Origin of the sequence: Meiothermus ruber DSM 1279 (assembly GCF_000024425.1) — a bacterium.
In the GTDB taxonomy this organism is placed as follows: domain Bacteria; phylum Deinococcota; class Deinococci; order Deinococcales; family Thermaceae; genus Meiothermus; species Meiothermus ruber.
Window position 1 is genome coordinate 2,216,014 of record NC_013946.1, and the last position, 20,237, is coordinate 2,236,250.

General features: G+C 64.3%; 15 protein-coding genes. 5 read left to right on the forward strand and 10 right to left on the reverse strand.

Annotation, left to right across the window (positions count from 1 at the left end; genetic code table 11):
* Positions 1-62 precede the first annotated feature (62 nt).
* The 6 genes from MRUB_RS10940 to MRUB_RS10965 form a co-directional block, all read right to left on the reverse strand.
* On the reverse strand, positions 63-2,552 hold the full coding sequence (locus MRUB_RS10940; protein ID WP_244403978.1) for a putative bifunctional diguanylate cyclase/phosphodiesterase: 2,490 nt from the start codon (positions 2,550-2,552) through the stop codon (positions 63-65).
* A 263-nt stretch (positions 2,553-2,815) separates the two neighbouring features.
* Positions 2,816-4,312 carry a cryptochrome/photolyase family protein gene (locus MRUB_RS10945; RefSeq protein WP_013014421.1) on the reverse strand — a complete coding sequence of 499 codons (1,497 nt, stop codon included), beginning with the start codon at positions 4,310-4,312 and terminating at the stop codon, positions 2,816-2,818.
* A gap of 3 nt (positions 4,313-4,315) precedes the next feature.
* Complete coding sequence (locus tag MRUB_RS10950) at positions 4,316-5,605, reverse strand: alpha/beta hydrolase (RefSeq protein WP_013014422.1); 1,290 nt, start codon at positions 5,603-5,605, stop codon at positions 4,316-4,318.
* Between the two features lie 91 nt (positions 5,606-5,696).
* Complete coding sequence (locus tag MRUB_RS10955) at positions 5,697-6,350, reverse strand: DUF4397 domain-containing protein (protein WP_013014423.1); 654 nt, start codon at positions 6,348-6,350, stop codon at positions 5,697-5,699.
* Positions 6,351-6,498: 148 nt separating this feature from the next.
* Positions 6,499-6,993, reverse strand: a complete 495-nt coding sequence (locus MRUB_RS10960; RefSeq protein WP_013014424.1) for a fasciclin domain-containing protein — start codon at positions 6,991-6,993, stop codon at positions 6,499-6,501.
* 123 nt (positions 6,994-7,116) lie between these two features.
* Complete coding sequence (locus MRUB_RS10965) at positions 7,117-7,341, reverse strand: DUF6992 family protein (protein WP_013014425.1); 225 nt, start codon at positions 7,339-7,341, stop codon at positions 7,117-7,119.
* 120 nt (positions 7,342-7,461) lie between these two features.
* Between MRUB_RS10965 and MRUB_RS10970 the strand changes: the two genes are divergently transcribed.
* The 5 genes from MRUB_RS10970 (at position 7,462) to MRUB_RS10990 (ending at position 14,217) form a co-directional block, all read left to right on the forward strand.
* The gene (locus tag MRUB_RS10970; protein ID WP_013014426.1) at positions 7,462-8,511 is read left to right on the forward strand and encodes an Mrp/NBP35 family ATP-binding protein; all 1,050 of its coding nucleotides are present in this window, start codon (positions 7,462-7,464) and stop codon (positions 8,509-8,511) included.
* A gap of 7 nt (positions 8,512-8,518) precedes the next feature.
* Positions 8,519-9,130 (forward strand): helix-turn-helix transcriptional regulator, encoded by a 612-nt coding sequence (locus MRUB_RS10975; protein WP_013014427.1) that lies wholly within the window; start codon positions 8,519-8,521, stop codon positions 9,128-9,130.
* Between the two features lie 288 nt (positions 9,131-9,418).
* Complete coding sequence (locus MRUB_RS10980; RefSeq protein WP_013014428.1) at positions 9,419-11,599, forward strand: EAL domain-containing protein; 2,181 nt, start codon at positions 9,419-9,421, stop codon at positions 11,597-11,599.
* A complete protein-coding gene (locus MRUB_RS10985) occupies positions 11,596-13,863 on the forward strand; it encodes a sensor domain-containing diguanylate cyclase (protein WP_013014429.1) in 2,268 nt (755 codons plus the stop codon). The genes MRUB_RS10980 and MRUB_RS10985 overlap by 4 nt, the downstream gene beginning before the upstream one ends.
* Positions 13,864-13,908: 45 nt before the next feature.
* Positions 13,909-14,217 carry a hypothetical protein gene (locus tag MRUB_RS10990; RefSeq protein WP_015586789.1) on the forward strand — a complete coding sequence of 103 codons (309 nt, stop codon included), beginning with the start codon at positions 13,909-13,911 and terminating at the stop codon, positions 14,215-14,217.
* A gap of 8 nt (positions 14,218-14,225) precedes the next feature.
* Here the strand turns inward: MRUB_RS10990 and MRUB_RS10995 are convergent, their stop codons facing one another.
* From MRUB_RS10995 to MRUB_RS11010, 4 genes are read right to left on the reverse strand one after another with little or no spacing between them, the layout of a single operon-like run.
* Positions 14,226-16,655 carry an ATP-dependent helicase gene (locus MRUB_RS10995; protein ID WP_013014431.1) on the reverse strand — a complete coding sequence of 810 codons (2,430 nt, stop codon included), beginning with the start codon at positions 16,653-16,655 and terminating at the stop codon, positions 14,226-14,228.
* Positions 16,648-17,196, reverse strand: a complete 549-nt coding sequence (locus MRUB_RS11000; protein ID WP_013014432.1) for a DUF4276 family protein — start codon at positions 17,194-17,196, stop codon at positions 16,648-16,650. The genes MRUB_RS10995 and MRUB_RS11000 overlap by 8 nt, the downstream gene beginning before the upstream one ends.
* Entirely contained in the window at positions 17,193-18,335 is a 1,143-nt protein-coding gene (locus tag MRUB_RS11005) for an AAA family ATPase (RefSeq protein ID WP_013014433.1), read from the reverse strand. The genes MRUB_RS11000 and MRUB_RS11005 overlap by 4 nt, the downstream gene beginning before the upstream one ends.
* Positions 18,336-18,354: 19 nt before the next feature.
* Positions 18,355-20,199, reverse strand: a complete 1,845-nt coding sequence (locus MRUB_RS11010) for a protein kinase domain-containing protein (RefSeq protein ID WP_015586788.1) — start codon at positions 20,197-20,199, stop codon at positions 18,355-18,357.
* Positions 20,200-20,237: the final 38 nt, after the last annotated feature.

A 20,237-nucleotide genomic window follows, 5' to 3' on the forward strand; every position in this document is an offset into this window, starting at 1 on the left:
AAGTTCCAGCGAAACAACCCAACCAATCCCAGAGGTCCAAACCACATTGGGTGTGGTTCAAGTCAATAGGCTTTGGTAAAAGCAGCCTCGACCGCCTGCTCCACCGCGACCGGCAGGCCGATGTAGTAGCCCTGGGCATAGTGGCAGCCGTGGCGGGCCAGCCACTCGAGCTGGGTTCGGTTCTCCACCCCCTCGGCCAGGGTCTTGAGGCCAAAGGCGCTGGCCAGTTGCAGCATGGCCCGCAGGATGTCCTCCGAGGTCTGGCTTAGCCCGATCTCTGCCACAAAGCTTTTGTCAATTTTGATCAGGTCTACTGGCACCTGCTTGAGGTGGGCCAGCGAGGAGTAGCCCATGCCAAAGTCGTCCAGGGCCACCCGCACGCCCAGACCGCGCAACGCCACCAGCCCCCCCAGCCACTTTTGCCGCTCGGGCAGCAGGGCCGACTCGGTGATCTCGAGCCACAACAGGCTGGGCTGCAGGGCCTCGTCCACCAGGGCACGCACCACTTCCCGCACCCAGTTGGGGTGGGCCAGCGTGACAGCTGAAAAGTTGATGGTCAGCTCACCCCCCAGCCGCTTCTGATCCTGCACCGCCTGTTTCAGCACGGCCAGATCCAGTTCGCCAATCAGGCCCGACTCCTCGGCCAGCGGCACGAACTCGGCCGGGCGCAGCAGGCCGCGGGTGGGGTGCTCCCAGCGCACCAGGGCTTCCCACTTGTTGATGTAGCGCTCAGCGATGTTCAGGATGGGCTGGTACTGGATGAGGAAGCGGCCTTCTTGAATGGTTTTTCTGAGCCGCTGAATGGTCTCGAGGCGCTCGAGGGAGTTGATGTCCTGGGCGGGGTCGTATACGGCCACCTGGGTCTGGGCTTGCTTGGCCTGGTACATCGCCACGTCGGCCGCACGGGCCAGCTCGTCCAGGGTCTGGCCGTGCTCAGGGTAAAGCGCCACCCCCAGGCTGGCCCGCGCGTGAAGGACGTGTTCCCCCAGATTGAAGGGATGGTCAAAAACCTCAACGATGCGCCTAGCAGCGGCCATCGCCGAATTGCGGTCAGCAGAGGGCAGCAGCACCGCGAACTCGTCCCCGCCCATGCGGGCCAGCAGGTCGTCCTGGCGCAAGGTACCTTTGATGCGCAAGGCCAGTTGGCGCAAGAGTTCGTCGCCCACCTGGTGGCCCAGGGTGTCGTTGACCAGCTTGAAGTTGTCGAGATCGAGGTAGATCAGGGCCGGGGTCTCGCGCTTGCGCCGGTCGGCCACAAAAATACTCTCGGCCACGGCCCACAGCTTGCGGCGGTTGGGGAGGTCGGTGAGGGGGTCGTGGTAGGCCAGGTACTCGATGCGGGCCTGCTGGCGCTTGCGCTCGCCCACATCGCGGATGGAGATCAAAACCTGCTCGTGGCCTGCAATCTGCACCCGCACCCCCTGGGCTTCAACCTCGAGCACGCGGCCATCGCGGGTAACGAGGCGAACCTCCTCGAGGCCATCGCGCTCCCCTCCCAGAATGCGCTGCACCCGCTCGGCCACGCGCGGCAGCGAGTCGGGATGAACAAATTTGGTGAGGGGCTGGCCCACCACCTCCTCCAGGCGTTCGTAGCCCAGCCCGCGCAGGCCCACCGGGTTGAGGTACAGCACCTTAGAGCCGTCGTAAAGAGCGACTGCATCGGGCAGGGTCTCCATCAGGGTGCGGTAGATGGCCTCCTGCTCGCGCAGAGCCTCGTAGACCTGGGCCCGGTCAATAGCCAGGCTGAGCTGCCCCGCCACCCCCTCCAGAAAACGCACGTCGCGCGGCTCGAGGTCGGTATGGGCACTGCCCACCACCAGCACCCCCACCACCTTGCCCTTGACCGGCAACGGAACCGCCACCAGGCTGCGCTCGCCCAGCAGGCCGGCTTTGCTGCGCTCCTCGGTGCTGTACATCACCACCGTTTCGGCCAGGTGGGCCGCCCGGTGCACGATCTCGTGGGTGGGCTCAAACTGCTCGGGTAGGGTTTGCTTGCCCCCGGCCCAGAGCAGGCGCAAGCAGGCCTCTTCGGGCCGGTAGGCGGCGACGCTGTCGAAGCGCGGGTGTTCCTGCAGGGCATCCACCACCCCGCGCATCAGGGCCAGCGGCTCGAGGTCGCGGGCCAGCCCATCGCGCACCTTGGAGTAAAGGGCCAGCTCGAGGTTACGCGCCTCGGCCTGGGCCTGGCTCTCCTGCATGGCCACCTCGGCGGCCCAGCGGCGGTCGTACTGGAATCGAAACAGCCCCACCACCAAACAGGTCAGCAAGCCCACCGCCCCTACCACCAGCACCACGTCCTGATTTGCATTCCACGGCACCCCCACCAGGTCGAGCAACGCGATGTGCAAGAGGGGCAAGGCCAGGCCCACCCCCAGCGCACCCCACAGGCCCAGCCCCCAGCTCAGCAGGGCCACCCCTGGCAAAGCCAGGTGCAGCGCCCCGTGGCCGAGGCTTCGGTACAGGAGGGGAAACGCCAGCACATACACCAGCATGAATCCCAAGCCCACCAGCAGCTCGAGCCTGCGCGGCCTTAACCAGGTACTTATCTGCACGTACAAGTGCCAACCTCCAACATCTGCTCGTGCTCTAAGGCAACGGAACGACCCCAGCGGGCTAGAGCGGCTCTACCGAAGTTACTTCCGTACTCGGTGATTGTACCCGCAACAGGGCTGCTATGTAACGTTAATCACACAGACACCCCTCGTTACGTCCATACCCTGGGGCATTTACGTTAGCAAAGCCCGATCCCAGCAGGCTTTATCGCCAGTGCCATACCTTTGGGCACGCGATAGGTAACGCCCAGGCCGGGCAAGCCCTACAGCTCCCCCCGGGCCATGCTGCGGCGCAGCACCTCTGCCCGCTGGCGAATTGCCGCCTGCTCTTTTGGGGTGCGCTTATCCCAGCTTTTGTACAGCACCCCCAGGCGGGGGTTGGCCTCGAGCAGGGGGCGGTGCTGGGCCATAAAGTCCCAGTACAGGCTGTTGAAGGGACAGGCCCGCTGGCCCAGGGTCTCCTCTACCCGAAAGCTGCAGCGCTGGCAGTGGTTACCCATACGGGCGATGTACTTCCCGCTGGCCGCATAGGGCTTGGAGGAAAGCACCGGCGTGGCAAACACCCCCATCCCCAAGACGTTGGGAGCCATCACCCAGTCGGCGGAGTCCACGAAGGCCGCGATGAACCAGGCGTTGAGCGCCTGCGGATTAACCCCATACAGCAGAGCAAAGTTGGCCAGCACCATCAGCCGCTCGATGTGGTGGGCGTAGCCGCGCTGCCGCACCCGCTCGATGACCGTAGACAGGCAGCGCATCCGGGTGGGGGCCCCCCAGAAAAGCGGGGGCAGAGGCCTATGCGCATCGAGCTGGTTGGCTTGCCCCAGCCCCGGCATCTCGCGGCGGTAGACGTGGTAGATGTACTCCCGCCAGCCGATGATCTGCCGCACAAAGCCCTCGATGCTGGCCAGCGGGATGCCCCCTTTTTCGTACTCCAAAAGCGCCCGCTCCACCACTTCTTGGGGGTGCAGCAACCCCAGGTTGATAACCGGCGAGAGCAAGGAGTGGTGCAGGCTCCAGCTCTGCTCCAGCAGGGCATCCTGGTAGGGGCCAAACTGGGCCAGCCGGTGCTGCACAAAATCCTCCAGGGCTTGCAGGGCCTCCTGGCGCGTGACCGGCCAGTCGAAGCCCTCCAGCGCCCCGAAGTGGCGGGTGAATTTCTCCTGCACCGTCTGGATAGCCTGTCGGGTGAGCGCATCCGGGCTGAAGCGCAAAGGGGGCGGGGGCCGGTAGTCCGGTGGGGGGGTTTTGCGGTTCTCAGCATCGTAGTTCCAGGCCCCTCCCAGCGGCTGCCCCCCCTGCATCAGGTAGCCGCTGCGCTGGCGCATAAAGCGGTAGAAGTACTCCAGGCGGTAGGTTTTGCGGCTGCCCGCCCAGCGGTCGAATTCCTCCGGCTGCAACAGCCACAGCGGATTGGGCACCAGCCGGTACACGCCCCCCAGCCCCTCCACCAGCGCCTGCGCGCGCTCGGCAAACCCGTGGTCGGCGGGCTGCATCTGGGCCAGGGTCTCGCCCGGGTGGGCGCGGAAAAAGGCAGCCAGGGCTTCCGCCAGGGTCTCGGCCTGTAGATAGGTGACCTCGAGGCCGCCCTCGCGCAATTCCTGAGCAAAGTGGCGCATGGCGCTGAAGAACAGCACCAGCTTCTGGGGGTGCATGGGTGGAGTGCGCCCCAGTTCGTAGGCTTCGACCAGCAAGACCCGTTTTGCAGCAAGCCGCCGCACCGCTGCGTGGTTAAGCTGGTCGCCCAGCACCCAGAGCGTCACGGGCTAGCGCACCCCCTGCAGGTACTGGGCGATGGGGCCCACCGCATCCCCCCTGCGGCTGGTGAGGATGTCCAGGTGGGTCAGGCCGGGCAGGATGCGAAGATCCAGGCTGGAGTTGGGGAATACCTCTCCTACGCTGCGAAAATTGCTCACCTGCGGCAGCAAACCCCGCCCCGCCCCCAGGGCCAGCACCGGATACGGCACCGAGCGCGGCTGGAGCTCGGGCATGGCGGTGTCATAGGCCGCGATATCGAGCAAAAGACGGTAGGGAAAGAACCACTCCGAGAAGCCCGTAACCGGGTTGGCATAGGCGCTTATGAACTCCAGCGGATCGGTGGCCTCGCCGGTATCGCGCCACTCCACCCGCCCACCGCGCGGGCCCCGGATGGTATAAACCAGGCTGCCCACCGCCAGGCTCAGCAGGTTGATGCCCTCGCGCCCGGTGGCCTGCCCCACCGAGACGGCAAAGATAGGCGAGAGGGCGTAACGCTCGTCCACACGGTACAGGGCCGCGGCCAGCCGGCTGGCCCGGAAGGGCGCCCAGCCGGCAGGGGCGTCGGCCTGGGGGTTCTGTGCGGTCATGAAAGCCTGGGCCTCGGCCTGGGCAAAGCCCCGCGGGTTTAGCCCGAAGGCGTTGATGTAGGGGGGCGCTTTACCTTCCAGCAGCTCGTTGAGCCCGGCCAGCCGGCCAAACCCCCCTTCGGTGCCGCCCAGATACTGCTCGCGCGTGAGGGGAATCAGGCGGGGCGCGCCGTCGAGCAAAATCAGGCCGTGGATGGTATCGCCCCGGTACAAGGCGTAGAGCGAGACCAGGCTGGCCCCCAGCGAGTGCCCGGCCAGCACCACCGGGCCGCTTGAACGGGCCTGGCTTACCACCCGCTCGAGATCCTCCAGGTGTACCCGCAGCCCCCAGTCCTTGAGGAAGGGAAACTCGGGCAGTGGGTGGTTCTGGTAGTAGGCCCAGGGGTCGGGCGTGGTGAAGCCCCGGCGGTCCTCGAGGCCGTTGGCCCGCCGATCCCAGGCCCAGACCGCCCAGCCCGGCGCGGCCAGCACCAGCCGCCGGGCCAGAATATCAAAGTTGGTGGCGCCTCCAAGGAAACCCGGAACAAAGATCACGGTGCCGCGCGGGGTGCCCTGGGCCGGATAGACCAGCACGTAGCTTTTGTCCAGGGTAGCCCCAGCGGAAGTGGTCGCCCCCACAATAGCCCGGTATTCGGGCTGGCCCTCCCAGCGGGCTGGCTGGGCCAGGCCCAGTCCCAGCAGCCCCATCATTAGCAGAATCCATGCACGCATGGCTCTTATCCTGTCGCCACCATGGCTTTTTGACATAGCCGGAGCACACAAAAAGGTGGGCCGAAGCCCACCCGGCCGGATGCTAAGAAAGCTATGGACTGCCGAAGCTGTCCTCCACCACGACGACCTCGAGGGTTTCTCCAGCCAGCAAGCCCACCGCAAACACACTGTAGACCTTGCCCCCCTCAAAGCCCACCCCCTCGAGCGGTAGCGCAACGGTGCGGGCGCCGGTGGGGCGCACCTCGAGGTTGTACACCCCCGCCGGAACCGTGCCATAGCCCGAAAGCTGGTTGAAAGCCAGGTTGCGGAAGAGCACCGGCCCGCCTTTGAGGGCCACGTCCACCGCGGGCGCATCCGGCGAAGCATGGATCACGCGCACCTTGGCCACCCCCTCGGCGGGGGCGATGCGGTCTTCGACCAGGCGGGCCTGGAGGGTGGAGGCCGTGCCCAGGGCCATCACCGTGTAGTACTTGCCTGCCTGCACCCGGATGGCCACATCGGCCACCTTGGCGGGGTTCTGCCCGGTGGTCTGCACGGTCAGGGTCAGGCTGCCCGCAGGCACCTCGGCGTAGTAGGTGACGTCTTTGAAGGCCTGGGCTTCAAACACCTTGTTTCCGCCCGATAGGATGTCCACCGCCGGTGCATCCGGTACCAGGTGGGCGAAGCGCACATAGGCTGTACCCTCCTGGGCCAGCGCAAAACCAAGTACCAGCACCAAGCCTGCAATCCACCTTTTCCAAAGCATAGCCTGCTCCTTTCTTCCTGCTGGACTTTCTTCCAGGGCATGGTATCCCGCGACAGATGGTTCGGAAACCGATCTGGATTACAAACCAACAACCTCAGGACAAAAACAAAGCCCCTGCCAGGCGACAGGGGCTAAAAATTCGGCTCTGCTATTTGGGTAGCAAAACCGTATCAATCACGTGAATAATGCCGTTGCTGGCCTGGATATCCACCACAGTAACGGTCGAGTTACCGTTCAGGATCACCTTGCCATCCTTGACCTCGATGGTCACGCTCTGGCCCTGCACGGTTTTGGCCTCCTTGAGCGTGACCACCTGGCTCGAGGGCACCCGCCCCGCTACCACGTGGTAGGTGAGCACTTTGGTAAGGGCGGCTTTGTCGGCCAAAAGCTTGTCCAGGTCGGCCTTGGGGATCTTGGCAAAGGCTTCGTTGGTGGGCGCAAACACCGTGAAAGGGCCTGGGCCCGAGAGGGTTTCCACCAGGCCCGCCGCCTGCACCGCGGCCAGCAGGGTGCTGAAGTTGGGGTTGGTGGCCACTATCTGGGCAATGGTCTGGTTCTGGGCGGTGCTCTGGGCGTTGGTCAGGGTGAGGCCCAGCGCGGCCAGGGCTAGGCTACCGACTACCAGCAGGGTTCTTAGCTTCATACGTGCCCTCCTGTACTGAAGTTGAGCGGCAGACCCAGGAAGCAACCGCCGAACGAACCTACCCTCAACCTCGAGGTTTAGGGTATCTGTTCAGCATCAGTACAATATTTGTCCAAGATACGTTTAGATTTGTAGGGCGTGCAACAGGTCAAAGAAAAATAAGAATAAGCCTTGGATGGCGATAGCAAGGCCAAAACCTTTGAGTATCGGCTTTGGACGCATCCACAAACCCAGACCCACCGCCACGTACAGCACATCCAGAGCGGCATTAATCCAGAGCAAACGGCGAAGGTTGGCCAGGTCGGGCTCGGCCCCCAGCCAGCCCACATAGGCGATGATATCGAGCAACTGTGATGCGAGGCGGAACTTTTTACAGTGCAGTAGTTGACAAAATTGTGTTACCAATCCCCTGTAATGTGATTCCAGCCCCGTTCATGAAAGCATTTCCAGGGATAATCTGAATACGAGATGAGTGCGCTCAGCGAAGCCCAGGTACTGGAAACCCTTAAAACCGTCCACGACCCCGAGCTACACAAGGATCTGGTATCGCTGGGGATGGTTGAGCAAATTGCCGTGCAAGGCACCAAGGCCGCGATCAAGATCAACCTCACCACACCAGCCTGCCCGCTCAAAGAAAAAATCGAGGGGGATATACGCCTGGCCCTTAGCAAGATCGGTGCGACCGAGGTCGAGGTGCACTTTGGCGCCCAGGTACGTGGGCCGCAAAACCTGCCCCTACCCGGCATCAAGCACATCATAGCGATTGGCTCGGGCAAAGGGGGCGTGGGCAAAAGCACGGTCGCGGCCAACCTGGCCGTGGCACTGGCCCAGGAAGGGGCTCGAGTAGGCCTACTGGATGCCGATATCTACGGCCCCAGCCAGGCCCAGATGTTTGGCACCCAGGGCGAAAAGCTGCGCGTGGACGAGCAAAAGCGGATGGTGCCCTTGGAGCGCTACGGCGTTAAGCTCATCAGCATCGCCAACATCGTGCCGCCGGGCCAGGCCATGGTCTGGCGCGGCCCCATTTTGCACGGCACCCTCAAGCAGTTCCTGCAGGAGGTGGCCTGGGGCGAGCTCGACTATCTGATGGTGGATCTGCCCCCTGGCACGGGGGATGTGCAGCTTTCGCTTGCGCAGCTCACCCGGCTTTCGGGGGGTGTGATTGTCACTACCCCGCAGGATGTGGCTCGCATTGATGCCGAGCGGGCCCTGGACATGTTCAAGCGGGTGCAGGTTAGCATCCTGGGCGTTATCGAGAACATGTCGTTTTTCGAACAAAACGGGCAGAAAACCTACATCTTCGGACAGGGTGGGGGCCGCAAGATGGCCGAACAGCACAACACCGCCTTCCTGGGGGAAATTCCCATTGCGCTCTCGGTGCGCGAGGGGGGCGACAGCGGTGTACCGGTGCTGATTGGGGCACCCGATTCGCCCGAGGCGTTGGCTTTCCGTCAGGCGGCGCGGAATCTGGCGGGTCAGCTGTCGGTGCAGTCCTACATGCTGCTGCCGATGGCATAGGAGCGTTATGGCTTTGGGGATGGGCGAAACCAAGCTGCGGATTCTGGAAACCCTGCGCTCGAGGGCCTGTTGCGCGGGTTCGCTGGCTGAGTCGCTGGGCATCTCGAAGGTAGCCGTACACCGCCACCTCGAGGATCTCGAGCGCGAAGGGCTGGTGCGGGCCCGCCTGGAAAAAAACGAGGGCCGGGGCCGTCCCAAGCAGGTTTACCAGGCCGTAGACGAGCAGGCCCCTTACGCCCAGATGTGCGCCGATGTGCTGACCCATCTCAAAGAGCTCTTCGGGGAAGGGCTGGTGCTGGAGGTGCTGACCCGGCGCAACAACAAGCTGCTCGAGGAACTGGCCCCGCATATGGAAGGCCTGAGCCTCGAGCAAAAGATTTACCGCCTGGCCGAGTTTCTAACCCAGCAAGGCTATCAGGCCAGCTTTTACCAGGAAAACGGGGCCTGGTACCTGGAGCAGGCCCGCTGCCCCAAACTGGCGCTTTCCCTCGAGCACGGCGAGCTTTGCCAGAGCGAGCTCGAGCTATACCAGCAGCTCCTGGGGGTGCCGGTGATCCGCGAAGAGCGCATCTCAGCGGGGGGCCAGTGCTGCCGCTACCGCATCGAGGCCCAGGGTTAGACCGCCCAATCGAGCAAAGCTTTTTGGCAGGCCAATATAACCAGATGCCCATCGGTTGAAAAGCCTCGCAAGGGTTTTTGGGTTTCCTATAAAAAATGTTCAGATTCGGTTATTGATGGGAAATCGCTGGTTTTTCCCAAAAAATGCCCTGTGGCTGGCGCCTCTGCAAACATCGCTGCGCGGCTTCTGCAACGGTTCAGATAACCGAAGGGGCGTCATGGGTTTTGCTATCGTTGGATTAGCAGGGGATGGGTTGCATGGCAGCTGCAAGAATGAGGGGCGTTCAGTATGCCTGATTTGAATTTTCACATTAAGGCGAGCCCGGGCCTGGAACCGCTCGACCTATCCCAGGGCATTATGGTGCTACAGACCGACCTCGAGGGGCGTTTTGTCTATGCCAATCGGGCCTACCTGCAGTATATGGGGCTGCAAGCCCTGCCGATTGGGGCCAGCGCGCTGGAGCATACCGACCCCAGGGACGTACCGACGGTTATAGAGGTGGTGCATCGGGCCCTGGAGAACCCCCACCAGACCTTCTGGGTAGAGTTCAGCAAGCCAACCCGCAAACCCTGGAACCGCAGCCGCTGGGAGTTTATGGCGCTGCTGGATCAGCACGGAAAGCCGGTGGGCATACAGTGCATCGGTTTTGATATCAGCGATGCCTACCGCCGGGCCCGTTTCCAGGGGGCCTCGCTCGAGCTGCTGGCCTCGGGGCTCAAGGAGACGCTTTCCCCCGAAGAGGTGCTGCAACGGGCCCTGGAGGCTGCTTTCAAGGTTGTGCCGGTCGCCCAGGCCGGCAGCGCCACCCTGCTCCAGCCCGACGGATGCTTCCGCTTTGTGGCGGCCAAAGGCTACGACCTGGAAGCCCTGCAAAAGGTCTATCTGCACCCGCGGGAACCCCTTTCGCTGAGCCAGCACATCCAGGCCCGGGTGTTTACCCAGATCGACATCGCCCGCTTCAACCAACAGCTCGACCCCGAGCGGCGGGCCATCATAGAAGGCCCTGGGCGCGTCGGTAGCATCCAGGCCATGCTGGCAACCCCGGTGGTGGTTAAAGGGATGGCGCGCGCCTACCTGTACCTCGACCACTTTGAACGCCCCGACGCTTTCGACGAACTCGACCTGCGCCACCTGGAGGGGCTGGCCCACCACGTGGCCTGGCTGCTGTACGGGAACGAGCTGCGCAACGAAGTCCAGTACAGCCGCCAGCATGACCCCCAGACCGGTCTGCTCAATCTGTATGGTCTCAGAACCACGCTGGCCCTTTTATCGCCCGCCCCTCGAGCCCTGCTGGCGCTGCACTGCCGCTCCCTGGAACGCGTCCGGCGGCTCGAGGGCGAGGCCACCTGGCTGGCCGTGATTCACAGCCTCGCCGAGGCGATGCAGGCCGAGCTGCGGTCAACCGATCACCTGGCCTTCGAGCGGGGCATCTTCTGGCTGGTGCTGGAGGGGGTTGATAACCCCACCACCACCCAGGCCGTGCTAACGCGGCTACAGGTGCGCGTGCGCGAACAACTGGCGGCCCGCTGGCCCCAGCTCGACTTCAGCCCACGGGTGGGGGTGGCTTTTGCCCAGCCGGGCAGCACCCCGCTCGAACTTCCTCAAGCCGCCGAAATCGCCCTGGAGCAAGCCCAGCCCGGGCAGGTACGCTTTTACGATCCCGCGCTGGTAAAGAGCACCCTCGAAGAAGACTGGCTGCACCAGGCCCTGGGGCAGGCCCTGCGGCCGCTTAAGTCGGGGGGAACGCCCCTGGGCTTTTTTCTGCACTATCAGCCCATCCGCACCCTGGAGGATCGGCGCCTGCAGCACCTCGAGGCCCTGCTGCGCTGGCAGCACCCCAAGCGGGGCCCGATCTCACCGGCCCTGTTTTTACCCATCGCCGAGGAGGAGGGCTGGATGGTGGAGCTGGGGGGGTGGGTTTTAACCGAAGCCATCGCGCGCGCGGCCCAGTGGGGCATACCGATTGCGGTCAATCTGTCGGGCAGCCAGCTCGAGCCGAGTCTGCCCGAACGCATCGCCGGTCTGCTACAGCGCCACGGCCTGGCTCCCCAGCACCTGATCCTCGAGGTCACCGAGCAGGTAGCGCTGAACGAAACCAACCTTGCGGTGCTGCGCCAACTGGCCCGGCAGGGGCACCCCCTCTACCTCGACGATTTCGGCAGCGGGTTTTCCTCTCTGGAGCGCATCACCAGCCTACCCCTGGCGGCCATCAAGCTGGGCCAGGGATTCGTCAAAAACCTCGGCCCCAACCCCCGCGCCGATACCTCCGAGGCCCGCCTGATGCGCGCCGTGCAGGCCATAGGCCATGGCCTCAGGCTCAAGGTGATTGTGGAAGGCATCGAGACCGAGGCCCAGTACCGCTTCCTTCTGGCCGAAGGTTTTTCCCTGGGGCAGGGCTATCTGCTGGGCCGGCCTGCAGCAATCGAGTCCAGCGAGCAGCTACAGGCCATGCGCAGAGGGGACGCATGAACCGGGCCTTCAGTTGGTCAGCGGTTAATCTGGTCTACGGGGCAATTGCCGCCTCTGCCCTGATTTTTACGTTTTTTTCGGATTTCCTGGGTGCGCAGCCCTCGTACAAGCTCCCCTTCCTCATGATTTTTACAGCGACCACGGCCAGCATCTATGGCCTCAAATGGGGGTTCGCGGCCGGCATACTATCGGCCGTGCTGCTGGCCCGCCTCGCCGGGCTTCAGGCGTGGGATGGTTTGCTGCTGTTGCTATCGGTGCTCATCGCCAACGGCATCGGGGGGAGCCTGCGCAGGGCCCACCGCCACGCCAGAATGCTGGCCCGGAGCCATCAGCTTCTTGCAGAGGCCCTGGAGGTTTTGCCAGCCCTGGAACACCGGCAGGCTCTCCTGGCCAGCCTTCCCGAGCACCTTACCAAGTTTGTGTCGGGCGGCCACGCCAGCGTATGGCTGCCCCAAAAACACACCCTGCGCCTGCTCGCCAGCGTCCCGACGCTCGGCGCACAGGAGATCTCGGCCGAGGGGGTGGTGGGCCGGGCCTTCCGCGAAGGCCGGCCCCAGTACGTGCCCGACGTACGCCAGGAACCCAGTTTCATCGCAGCCCCTGGCATCAACACCCTGGCCGAGCTGGCCCTCCCGCTGTTCGAACGGGGCGAGGTGGTGGCGGTGTTCAACCTGGAAACCGAGCGGCCTTTCTGGCCGGAGGAGGTCGATGGGCTGATCCGTTTTGCCGAGACGGTGAGCCTGCACCTCGACCGCCTGGCCGACCTCGAGGCCCGTCGCCTGCTCTCCGACCTCTCGGTGGAGCTGCACAAGGTGACCTCCCTCGAGGAGGCCTCGGAGATGGCCCTTTCCCTCCTGCTGCAGGGCCTGTCGCTCAGGGCGGGGGTGGTCTGGGAGGTGCGGGGGGCGCGGATGCAGGCGCTGGCCCATGCAGGTGTAGACGAGCCCACCCTGCTGGAGGTTTTGCGGGAGGGCCTGCCCTACGGTCAGGGCCGGGCCTGGGACGTGTACGCCTCGGGTAAACCGTTCTTCACCCAGCGCTACGCGGAAGAACCGGGGGGGGTGCAGGCTTTGCAGGCCCTGGGCTGGCGCACCTTTGCGGCGCACCCCATCCCGACCCCTGGCTCCCCGCGCAGCCGCTACATCCTGGTGGTGGGCACACCCCCGGAAAGAAACTGGCGCAAGGCCGAGCAGGAGCTGCTCTTGCTCTTCTGTCGCACGCTGGGCATCGGGTTTGAACGCCTGATAGAGAAGGGCCGCCATGAAGGCGTCAGCCGTCTGGTGCAGGCCCTTTTGCAGCAGCCCTCGGAAAACCTTTACCAGATGGTGCTCGAAGAAGCCATCCAGCAGGTGCCGGGCAGTGAGGCCGGAAGCCTGATGGTGCTCGAGAACGGGCTATACCGCTATAAAGCGGCCGTGGGTTTCGACCTCGAGGGGTTGCAGGCCGCCCCCAGCACGGCCGCCGATATGCTCAACTGGTACGGCCTGGGTGAGGAGCGCTTGCACCAGGGCGAGCCCCGCATCCTGAGCGGCGAGACCACCCCCATTTACGAGGTCAGCCATCGGACTGCGCCGCCCGCAGTTGTGAATGGGGCCGGCAGGGTGCACGAGATTCAGGCCAACCTGTGCCTGCCCATCGCCTTTCGGGGGGAGGTGCTGGCCTACCTCAACCTGGACAACCTGCACGACCCACAGGCCTTCGGCGAGGATAGCCTGCGCGCCGCCCAGTTCTTTGCGGCTCCGCTAGCCACCCTTCTGCACGACAGCAAAACCCACCGCCTCCTGGAGGAGGCCGCCCTCACCGACCCCCTGACCAGACTGCCCAACCGCCGGGCCTTCGACAAAGCGCTGGCGGAAGAGCTCGAGCGGGCCGTCCGGTACGGCTACCCATTGTCTTTGATCGTGATGGATCTGAAAGGGTTCAAGGCGGTCAACGACCGGCTGGGCCACCCCACCGGGGATCTGGCCCTCATCCGGGTGGCCGAGCTGTTGGAAAAGGAGCGTCGCTCGGGCGACTACCTTTTCCGCTGGGGCGGCGACGAGTTCGCGGCCATCTTTCCGCACACCGATAAGGCCGAGGCGGTGGCGGTTACCACCCGCTACGCCCAGATCATCGAGTCCATCTGCTTCAACGGGTTGCGCTTGGGGGTCAACATCGGTCTGGCCGCCTACCCCGAAGACGGGGGGAGCCCAGAAAAGCTGCTCAGCACTGCGGACAGCCGCATGTACGAGGCCAAAGCCATGGGTGTGCCGTTGAAGTCCTGACAAACCCTCATGCAATTTGGGGTGGCTCGAGGTATCACGGTCTGGATGATGCGCGTTCTATTCTGCTGCCTGGTGGCCTTGCTGGCCCTATCGGCCTGTGCGCCCAGCGTTACCGAGGTGCGGCGCTTCGATTTGATTGTGCAGAACCAGTGCACCGGCCCCAACCAGACGGTGTTTTTCTACATCAACGGAGAGTTTATCGGAACTGTGCGGGGCTCGAGGCTCTTTCCCAGCCTGCGCGAAGGCCGCTACGAGCTGCGGGCCGAGGGCACCCAGCCCGGCCAGCCGGGCCATCTGCGCTTTAGCCGCAACCTGGTACTCAACAAGGACACCGTCTGGACGCTGTGTCCGTAGGGTTGGGTTCAGTCCTGGCCCTGCAAGCCCATTTTGGGCCTGCCCAGAGATGCACTGCCCACCACCTCCAGCCGGGCATAGCGCAGGACCAGCTTGCGCACCCCATCGGCAAAGGCCACCGTGGCCACGCCATCTTCCAGGCCGACCACCCGCCCCACACCAAACTGAAAATGCCGCACCTTTTGCCCCAGCGACAGCCCGGGGGGCTTTTCGGGGGCTTTGGGCTCCAGCAGGAAGCGCTCGAGGTCGGCAAACTCGCCCGCCATCCCCTCCCCCGGCTCTATATCGAAGGCTTCCCAAAGGCCCCTGGCTTCCGGGGTGAGGCCCAGCGCCTCGAGCCAGCCCGCCCGCTCGGCGTGGGCGAACAGGCGCAGCACCTTGGCGGCGATGGGCTGGGCCTGCTCGGCCTTCCACCAACGATGTAAGAAGCGCTCGAGGCCCAGCTCGTGGGCGCCCCGGGCCAGGGCCAGGGTCTGGGCGGTGGAGAGTTCCTCGGCCTTCATCTCCAGGGCCTCCCCCACCCGCTCGACCGCCCCCAGCACCTGCTGGTACTCGGCCTCCTGCAAGAACGGCGAGAGCGGGAGGCTGGACAGGGCATAAAGATAAGTATGCTGCGAGCTGCGGGTCAGGGCCACATAGAACAGGCGGCGCTCCTCCTCGAGGTTCTCCGAACCGCTGTAGGGCAGGGTGCCCTCGTTGCAGTCGGGGATGAAGACCAGGGGCCATTCCAATCCCTTGGCCCGGAAGATGGTCATCAGGCTCAGGCGTTCGCGGGTCTCCGGCGCGGGCTCGTCGCCCAGGTGCTCCTGGGCCAGCCGCTCGAGGTGCTGCAAGAGCTCGAACACGCGGCCCTTGTCGCGGGTGTACTCGAGGAAGGCCCGCACCCCCTCGGCCCTGCCCACCCCCACCTCATAGAAGCCCGAGGAACGCAGCAGATGACGGCAATAGTCCAGGCGGGCCTCGAGGGCCACCAGCACCGCGTGGGCCGGGCCCTGCGCTATAGCCCCACCCAGCCACTCAAAAAGCTCGGCTAGCTCGCGCAGCCGCCGGGCCACCCGCTCCTCGGCCCCGGCCAGCTCGGCCCGCAGCGCCTCCACCAGCGAAGCCCCCCGCTCCACCCGCCGCCAGACCGCATCGGCCAGGGCCCGGCTCAGGTAGCGCTTGGGGGTGTTGTAGACCTGCAGCCAGAGGTGCTTGGTGGGGTTCAGGGCCAGTTGCAGGTAGGCCAGCAGCCCCTGGATCTCCGGGCGCTGGTAGAAGGGCGTGCTGCCCACCACCCGGTAGGGAATCTGCCGCTCGATCAGGCACTGCTCGATGTAGGGGGTCTGGGCATAGAGCCGCACCAGCACCGCCATCTCGCCAGGCTTGCGGCCCTGGGCCAGCAGGCCCGCGATATCGCTCACCAGGCCCTGGGCCTGGGCGGGCGTGTGGGGTTCCAGGCGAAGGTGCACCCGGCCCTGGAAGCCCTTGGTCAGGCTCAGGCGCTTGGGTTCGCGCTGCTGGTTGTGGGCGATCACCCGCCCGGCCAGCACCACCTGCGGCGCGGGGCAGCGGAAGGTATCGCGGATCAGATATTTTTTGGCCCCATAGCGCTGGGCGAACTCGAGGATAAAGCGCGGGCTGGCCCCCCGCCACTCGTAGATGGTCTGGTCGTCGTCGCCCACCGCCATGTAGTTACGGTGGGGCTGGGTAATCAGGTCGAGCATCTCCGACTGGGCCAGGTTTACGTCCTGAAACTCATCCACCAGCACCGCCTGAAAGGCTTTTTGCACGGTCTGCAGAATGCCCGGATGGCGCACCAGCACTTCCCAGCCGGTCATGAGCATGTCGTCGAAGGTGAGCAGGCCCTCCTCGAGCCGCACCTGCTCCATCAGTTTGTACAGCTCCAGGTACCACTCGAGTTCCTCGGGCGCCTGGGCCTGCGAAGCCACCCGCAGGGCCGCTGGGGGCAGCCCGGCCCCTTTCAGATCGGCATACTGCAGGTTGCCCTTGCAGGCCCCCACGTAGCTCAAAAAGTCCTCGGCCTCGAGGTTCTCCAGCTCGGAGACCCACTCGAGCTTCAACTCGCGGGCCCGTCGCAGGGTGCGCTGCAACAGGGCCTGTTCAGAGCCCTCATCCCTGACCTCGGCCAGCTTCAAAAGCCCCTCCGAGGCCGCCTTGCGCACGATGCGGTAGCCCAGGGCGTGCAGGGTGGAGACCTGGATGGCCTGGGTGTGGGGCCAGCGCGCAAGCGCCCGCTTGAGATCGTCCACCGCCAGGCGGCTAAAGGAGGTAGCCAGAATCTTGCGGGGCTCGAAGACCCGCTCCCGCACCAGGCGCTCGAGGCGGTGCACCAGTGCGGTGGTCTTGCCGGCCCCGGCCACCGCAAACACCAGCGCCGGCCCCTCGTTGTGGGCTACGATGGCCTGTTGTTCGTCGGTTAGTCGCAAATCAGGCATTGGCAATTTTCTCTAGCTCCCGCCAAAGCTTGTCGAATGAAGGCGCTCTTTCACGCAAAAGATGAGGGTCACATGCCGTGGCCATTCTAGCTACCAACTTGGGTTGATCTACGGTTTCCGAATAGTACCCCATACGCCGCTTTATCTCCTCTTTGGCCCCACGAATCGTTTCAACGGCCACCGGAGCCCGTCCCAACCCCAAAGCGTCCGCGCCAGCCAGAAACCAGGTCTCGAACTCACATTTGGCCAGCACCAGATGACAGCTGAGGCGCGCATCCTGCCTAAGCTGGGACAGAAGACTCGGCGCAAGTTCTGCAGGACAGTCTTCGTCTGCATCCAGCAGCACCAGGATGGCCCCCTGCTGGCCTAAATTGTTTTGGGCAAGCGCAAGAAAACGCCTCCGTTCTTGCGGATCATTCAAGAAACGGTTTCGTTGAACCCTGAGCGGTCGCTGGACTTGGAGTGAGGGGAAAAAGCTTCTGATCAGAATGGGCAAAGCCTCCACCTCTCCATGTCCCTCTACAATGGGCGCAAGTTTCATAGAAGTGCGTCTTGGACTGTGGGCAGTTCCAGTTGTCGCTGGCGCAAAAGCTCCCCTGCGGTAAAAAGGTTATCCCGGATAACCTGTTTTTGTTCCTCTGGTATGGGCCGAACCTCACTTGTTCCCCGCTGCATACCTACCATGAAAAGAGCATCGGGAGACAAGCCCTCATGGTCAAGAAGGTCGGGACTGTGGGTCGTCAACAAAATCTGACGGCTTTCACTGGCTTCGATCAAGGCATCCGCAAGCACAAAAGCGCTGCCGGGATGCAGGGCCACCTCGGGCTCTTCGACCCCCGCTACCGTAACGGCAGTCTGGAAAGCAGCCACCAACACAGCCAGCGCCCGCAAGGTTCCATCCGACATCGAGCTGGCGTAAAAGCGCCAGTCGTTCTTGTTGTCCATCCGCTGAAAAAAATAGAGGGTTTCCTTGTGACCCAAGATCACAGGCTCAACCTTTGTAACACCCGGAACAATCTTTGAGAGAAACTCCTGAACCCGCTCTAAGCGTTGGGGAGCATTCCGCATCTGGCGCAGGACGCTGGGCAGGTTGCTACCATCCCGGCGCAGGATGGGGTAGGCATCGGGATCCTGCAGGTTGCGAATAGCCGCAGGGTTGGGGTTGTAGACGGCGATTCTGGTAAGATAATCGAAAACCTCGTTGAAGCCCTTTTCTGCTGAAACAGCCCTCAAGTATAGGTCTTGACGGTTGCTAGCCGCGCTCAACCGAGGGTTGGACGCTTTCAACTCACCGCGCTCTAGCACAAAATACCGCTCAGACGAGACTGCGGTCTGCAGTGAAAACACCCGGCACTCCTCCCGAGCAACCTGATAATCGTAGCCGCGCACAGCTTCGATGTCAAAAGCATATTTAGCAGCCCAGTGCTCGAGGGTTAGGTGCAGTTCGATACGGAAATTGTTGGGGCGACCGCTCGAGCGCCGACGTACCTCGTTGATACCCCCTCGTTCTCGCAACGCATAGTCCAGGTTGAGACTCAGGGCATCTGAAACGAAGCGCAAAGCATCGAGCAGGTTGCTTTTACCCGAGCCGTTGGGGCCTACAAAAACGGCCAGCTTACCAAGCTCGAGGTCAACCTTCCCCAAGCTCTTATAGTTACGAACCAAAAGCCGGGTCAACATGCGCTCATCCTAACTGCTTTCAAGCAAACCGGTACAGCTTCCCCGCCAGGGTCGCCACATAAAGCGCCCCCCGGTAGGGCAGCGGGGGCACCTGGATGGGGCCTAAACCGGTGGCCTCAAAGAGCAGCCGTCCGCTCTTGGTGTCCACCCCCAGCACCCGGCCTTCCTCGGTGCCCAGGTACAGCACCCCGTGGGCGATGGAGGGCGCCGCGGTAACCTTGCCGACCTCGAGCGCCCACACCTCATCGCCGGTTTTCTGGTCGAGGGCGTGGAGCTTCCCGGCCCAGCTCGCCGCATACAGGTGGCGTTCGTCCAGGGCCGGGGCCCCCCAGAGTTCGCCCTCGAGGTCGAAACTCCATTGCACCTCACGGGTCAGGGGGTCGAAGGCGTGGATCTCGCCCGCCCAGGTGGGGATAAAAAGCAGGCCGCCTCGAGCCGGCATGGCGGTGTGCACGGCCCCGGCCTCCACCTTGTAGCGCAGGTGGCCGCTCTGGGGGTCGAGGGCAAAAAGCCAGCCGCCCTCGCTAGCCACGAACAAAAGACCCCGGTACAGGGTGGGCGAGGCCGAAAGCTCGCTGCCGGCCTGGAAACCCCAGCGCAGGGTGCCGCTGGCGTCCAGGGCGTACAAAAAGCCGTCGCGCCCGGCCAGGTAGATGAGGCCACCCACCAGCGGGGCCGCGGTGATCTCGGCGCGGGTGGGGAAGCTCAGGATGGGCCGCCCGGAAAGGGACATGGCGGTCAGGCGGCCGTCCCAGGCCGCCACATAGACCCGCTCGTCGGTCACCACCGGCGGGGCCGAGACCTCGTCACCCAGGCGCTGGCGGTGAACCGCGCCATCGGTTAGATCGAGCCGGGCGATGCCCTGTCCCGCCCCCACCCACAGGCTGCCCTCGCGGGCCACCAGCTCACCGGGCCAGGCCACCTCGCCCGAGAGGTCGTGGGTGCCGCGCAGCTCGAGCTTCTCGGGCCGCGCGGGGCCGGTGGGGTAGTGCCCGCTGCGGCTGGCCCCTGCCCGCGGGGTGGCCGAGAGGCTCTCGCGGTAGCGCCGCAGGGTTTCCTCCAGCACCGCGTGGGCCGTGGCCGCGCTGGCCGGGCGCTCGTCGGGGGTTTTTTGCAAAAGCGACAGAATCAGCTCGGAGACCTCGAGGGGAATGGCCGGGTTCAGGCTGTGGGGGGGCCTGGGCGGCTCGTAGACGTGCTGGTAGAGCACCGACTGGTCGTTTTCCCCTTCGAACAGGGGCTTGCCGGTAAAGGTGCGGTAAAGCACCGCGCCAAAACTGTAGAGGTCGGCCTGGGGGGTGAGGGCCAGGCCCTTGGCCTGCTCGGGGGCCATGTACTCCGGGGTGCCCACGGTGATGCCGGTGCGGGTGAAGTGGCGGCTCTCCTGCATCAGATAGGCCAGGCCAAAGTCCATCACCTTGGGCTGGCCCTCGGGCGTGACCAGGATGTTGCGGGGGGTGAGATCGCGGTGGATCACGCCCCGCTGGTGCAGGTGCTCCAGGGCCTCGAGCACCCGCGCCGAGGCGGTCAGGAGGCGCAGGCCCTCCACCCCGTCCTCAAAAGGGCCCAGCCGGTCGTAGCTGCCGCCCTCCACCAGCTCCATCACAAAATAGGTGCGGCCCTCCTCCTCGCCCAGATCGAAGACCTGTACCACACCGGGGTGGGAGAGCTTGGAGAGGGCCTTCACCTCGCGGAAAAAACGGCTGCGCTCGCTGGGGGGCAGGTAGGTGTGCAGAATCTTGACCGCCACCAGGCGGTCCATGCGCTCATCGGCGGCCCGCCAGACCTCGGCCATCCCCCCCTCGCCCAGGGGGGCCAGCAGCCGGTAGCGCCCGGCCAGCTTCAACTTATCCGTGGGACTCATGGGCCACGCCCCCATTATGAATCAGGCAGCGTTTTTCC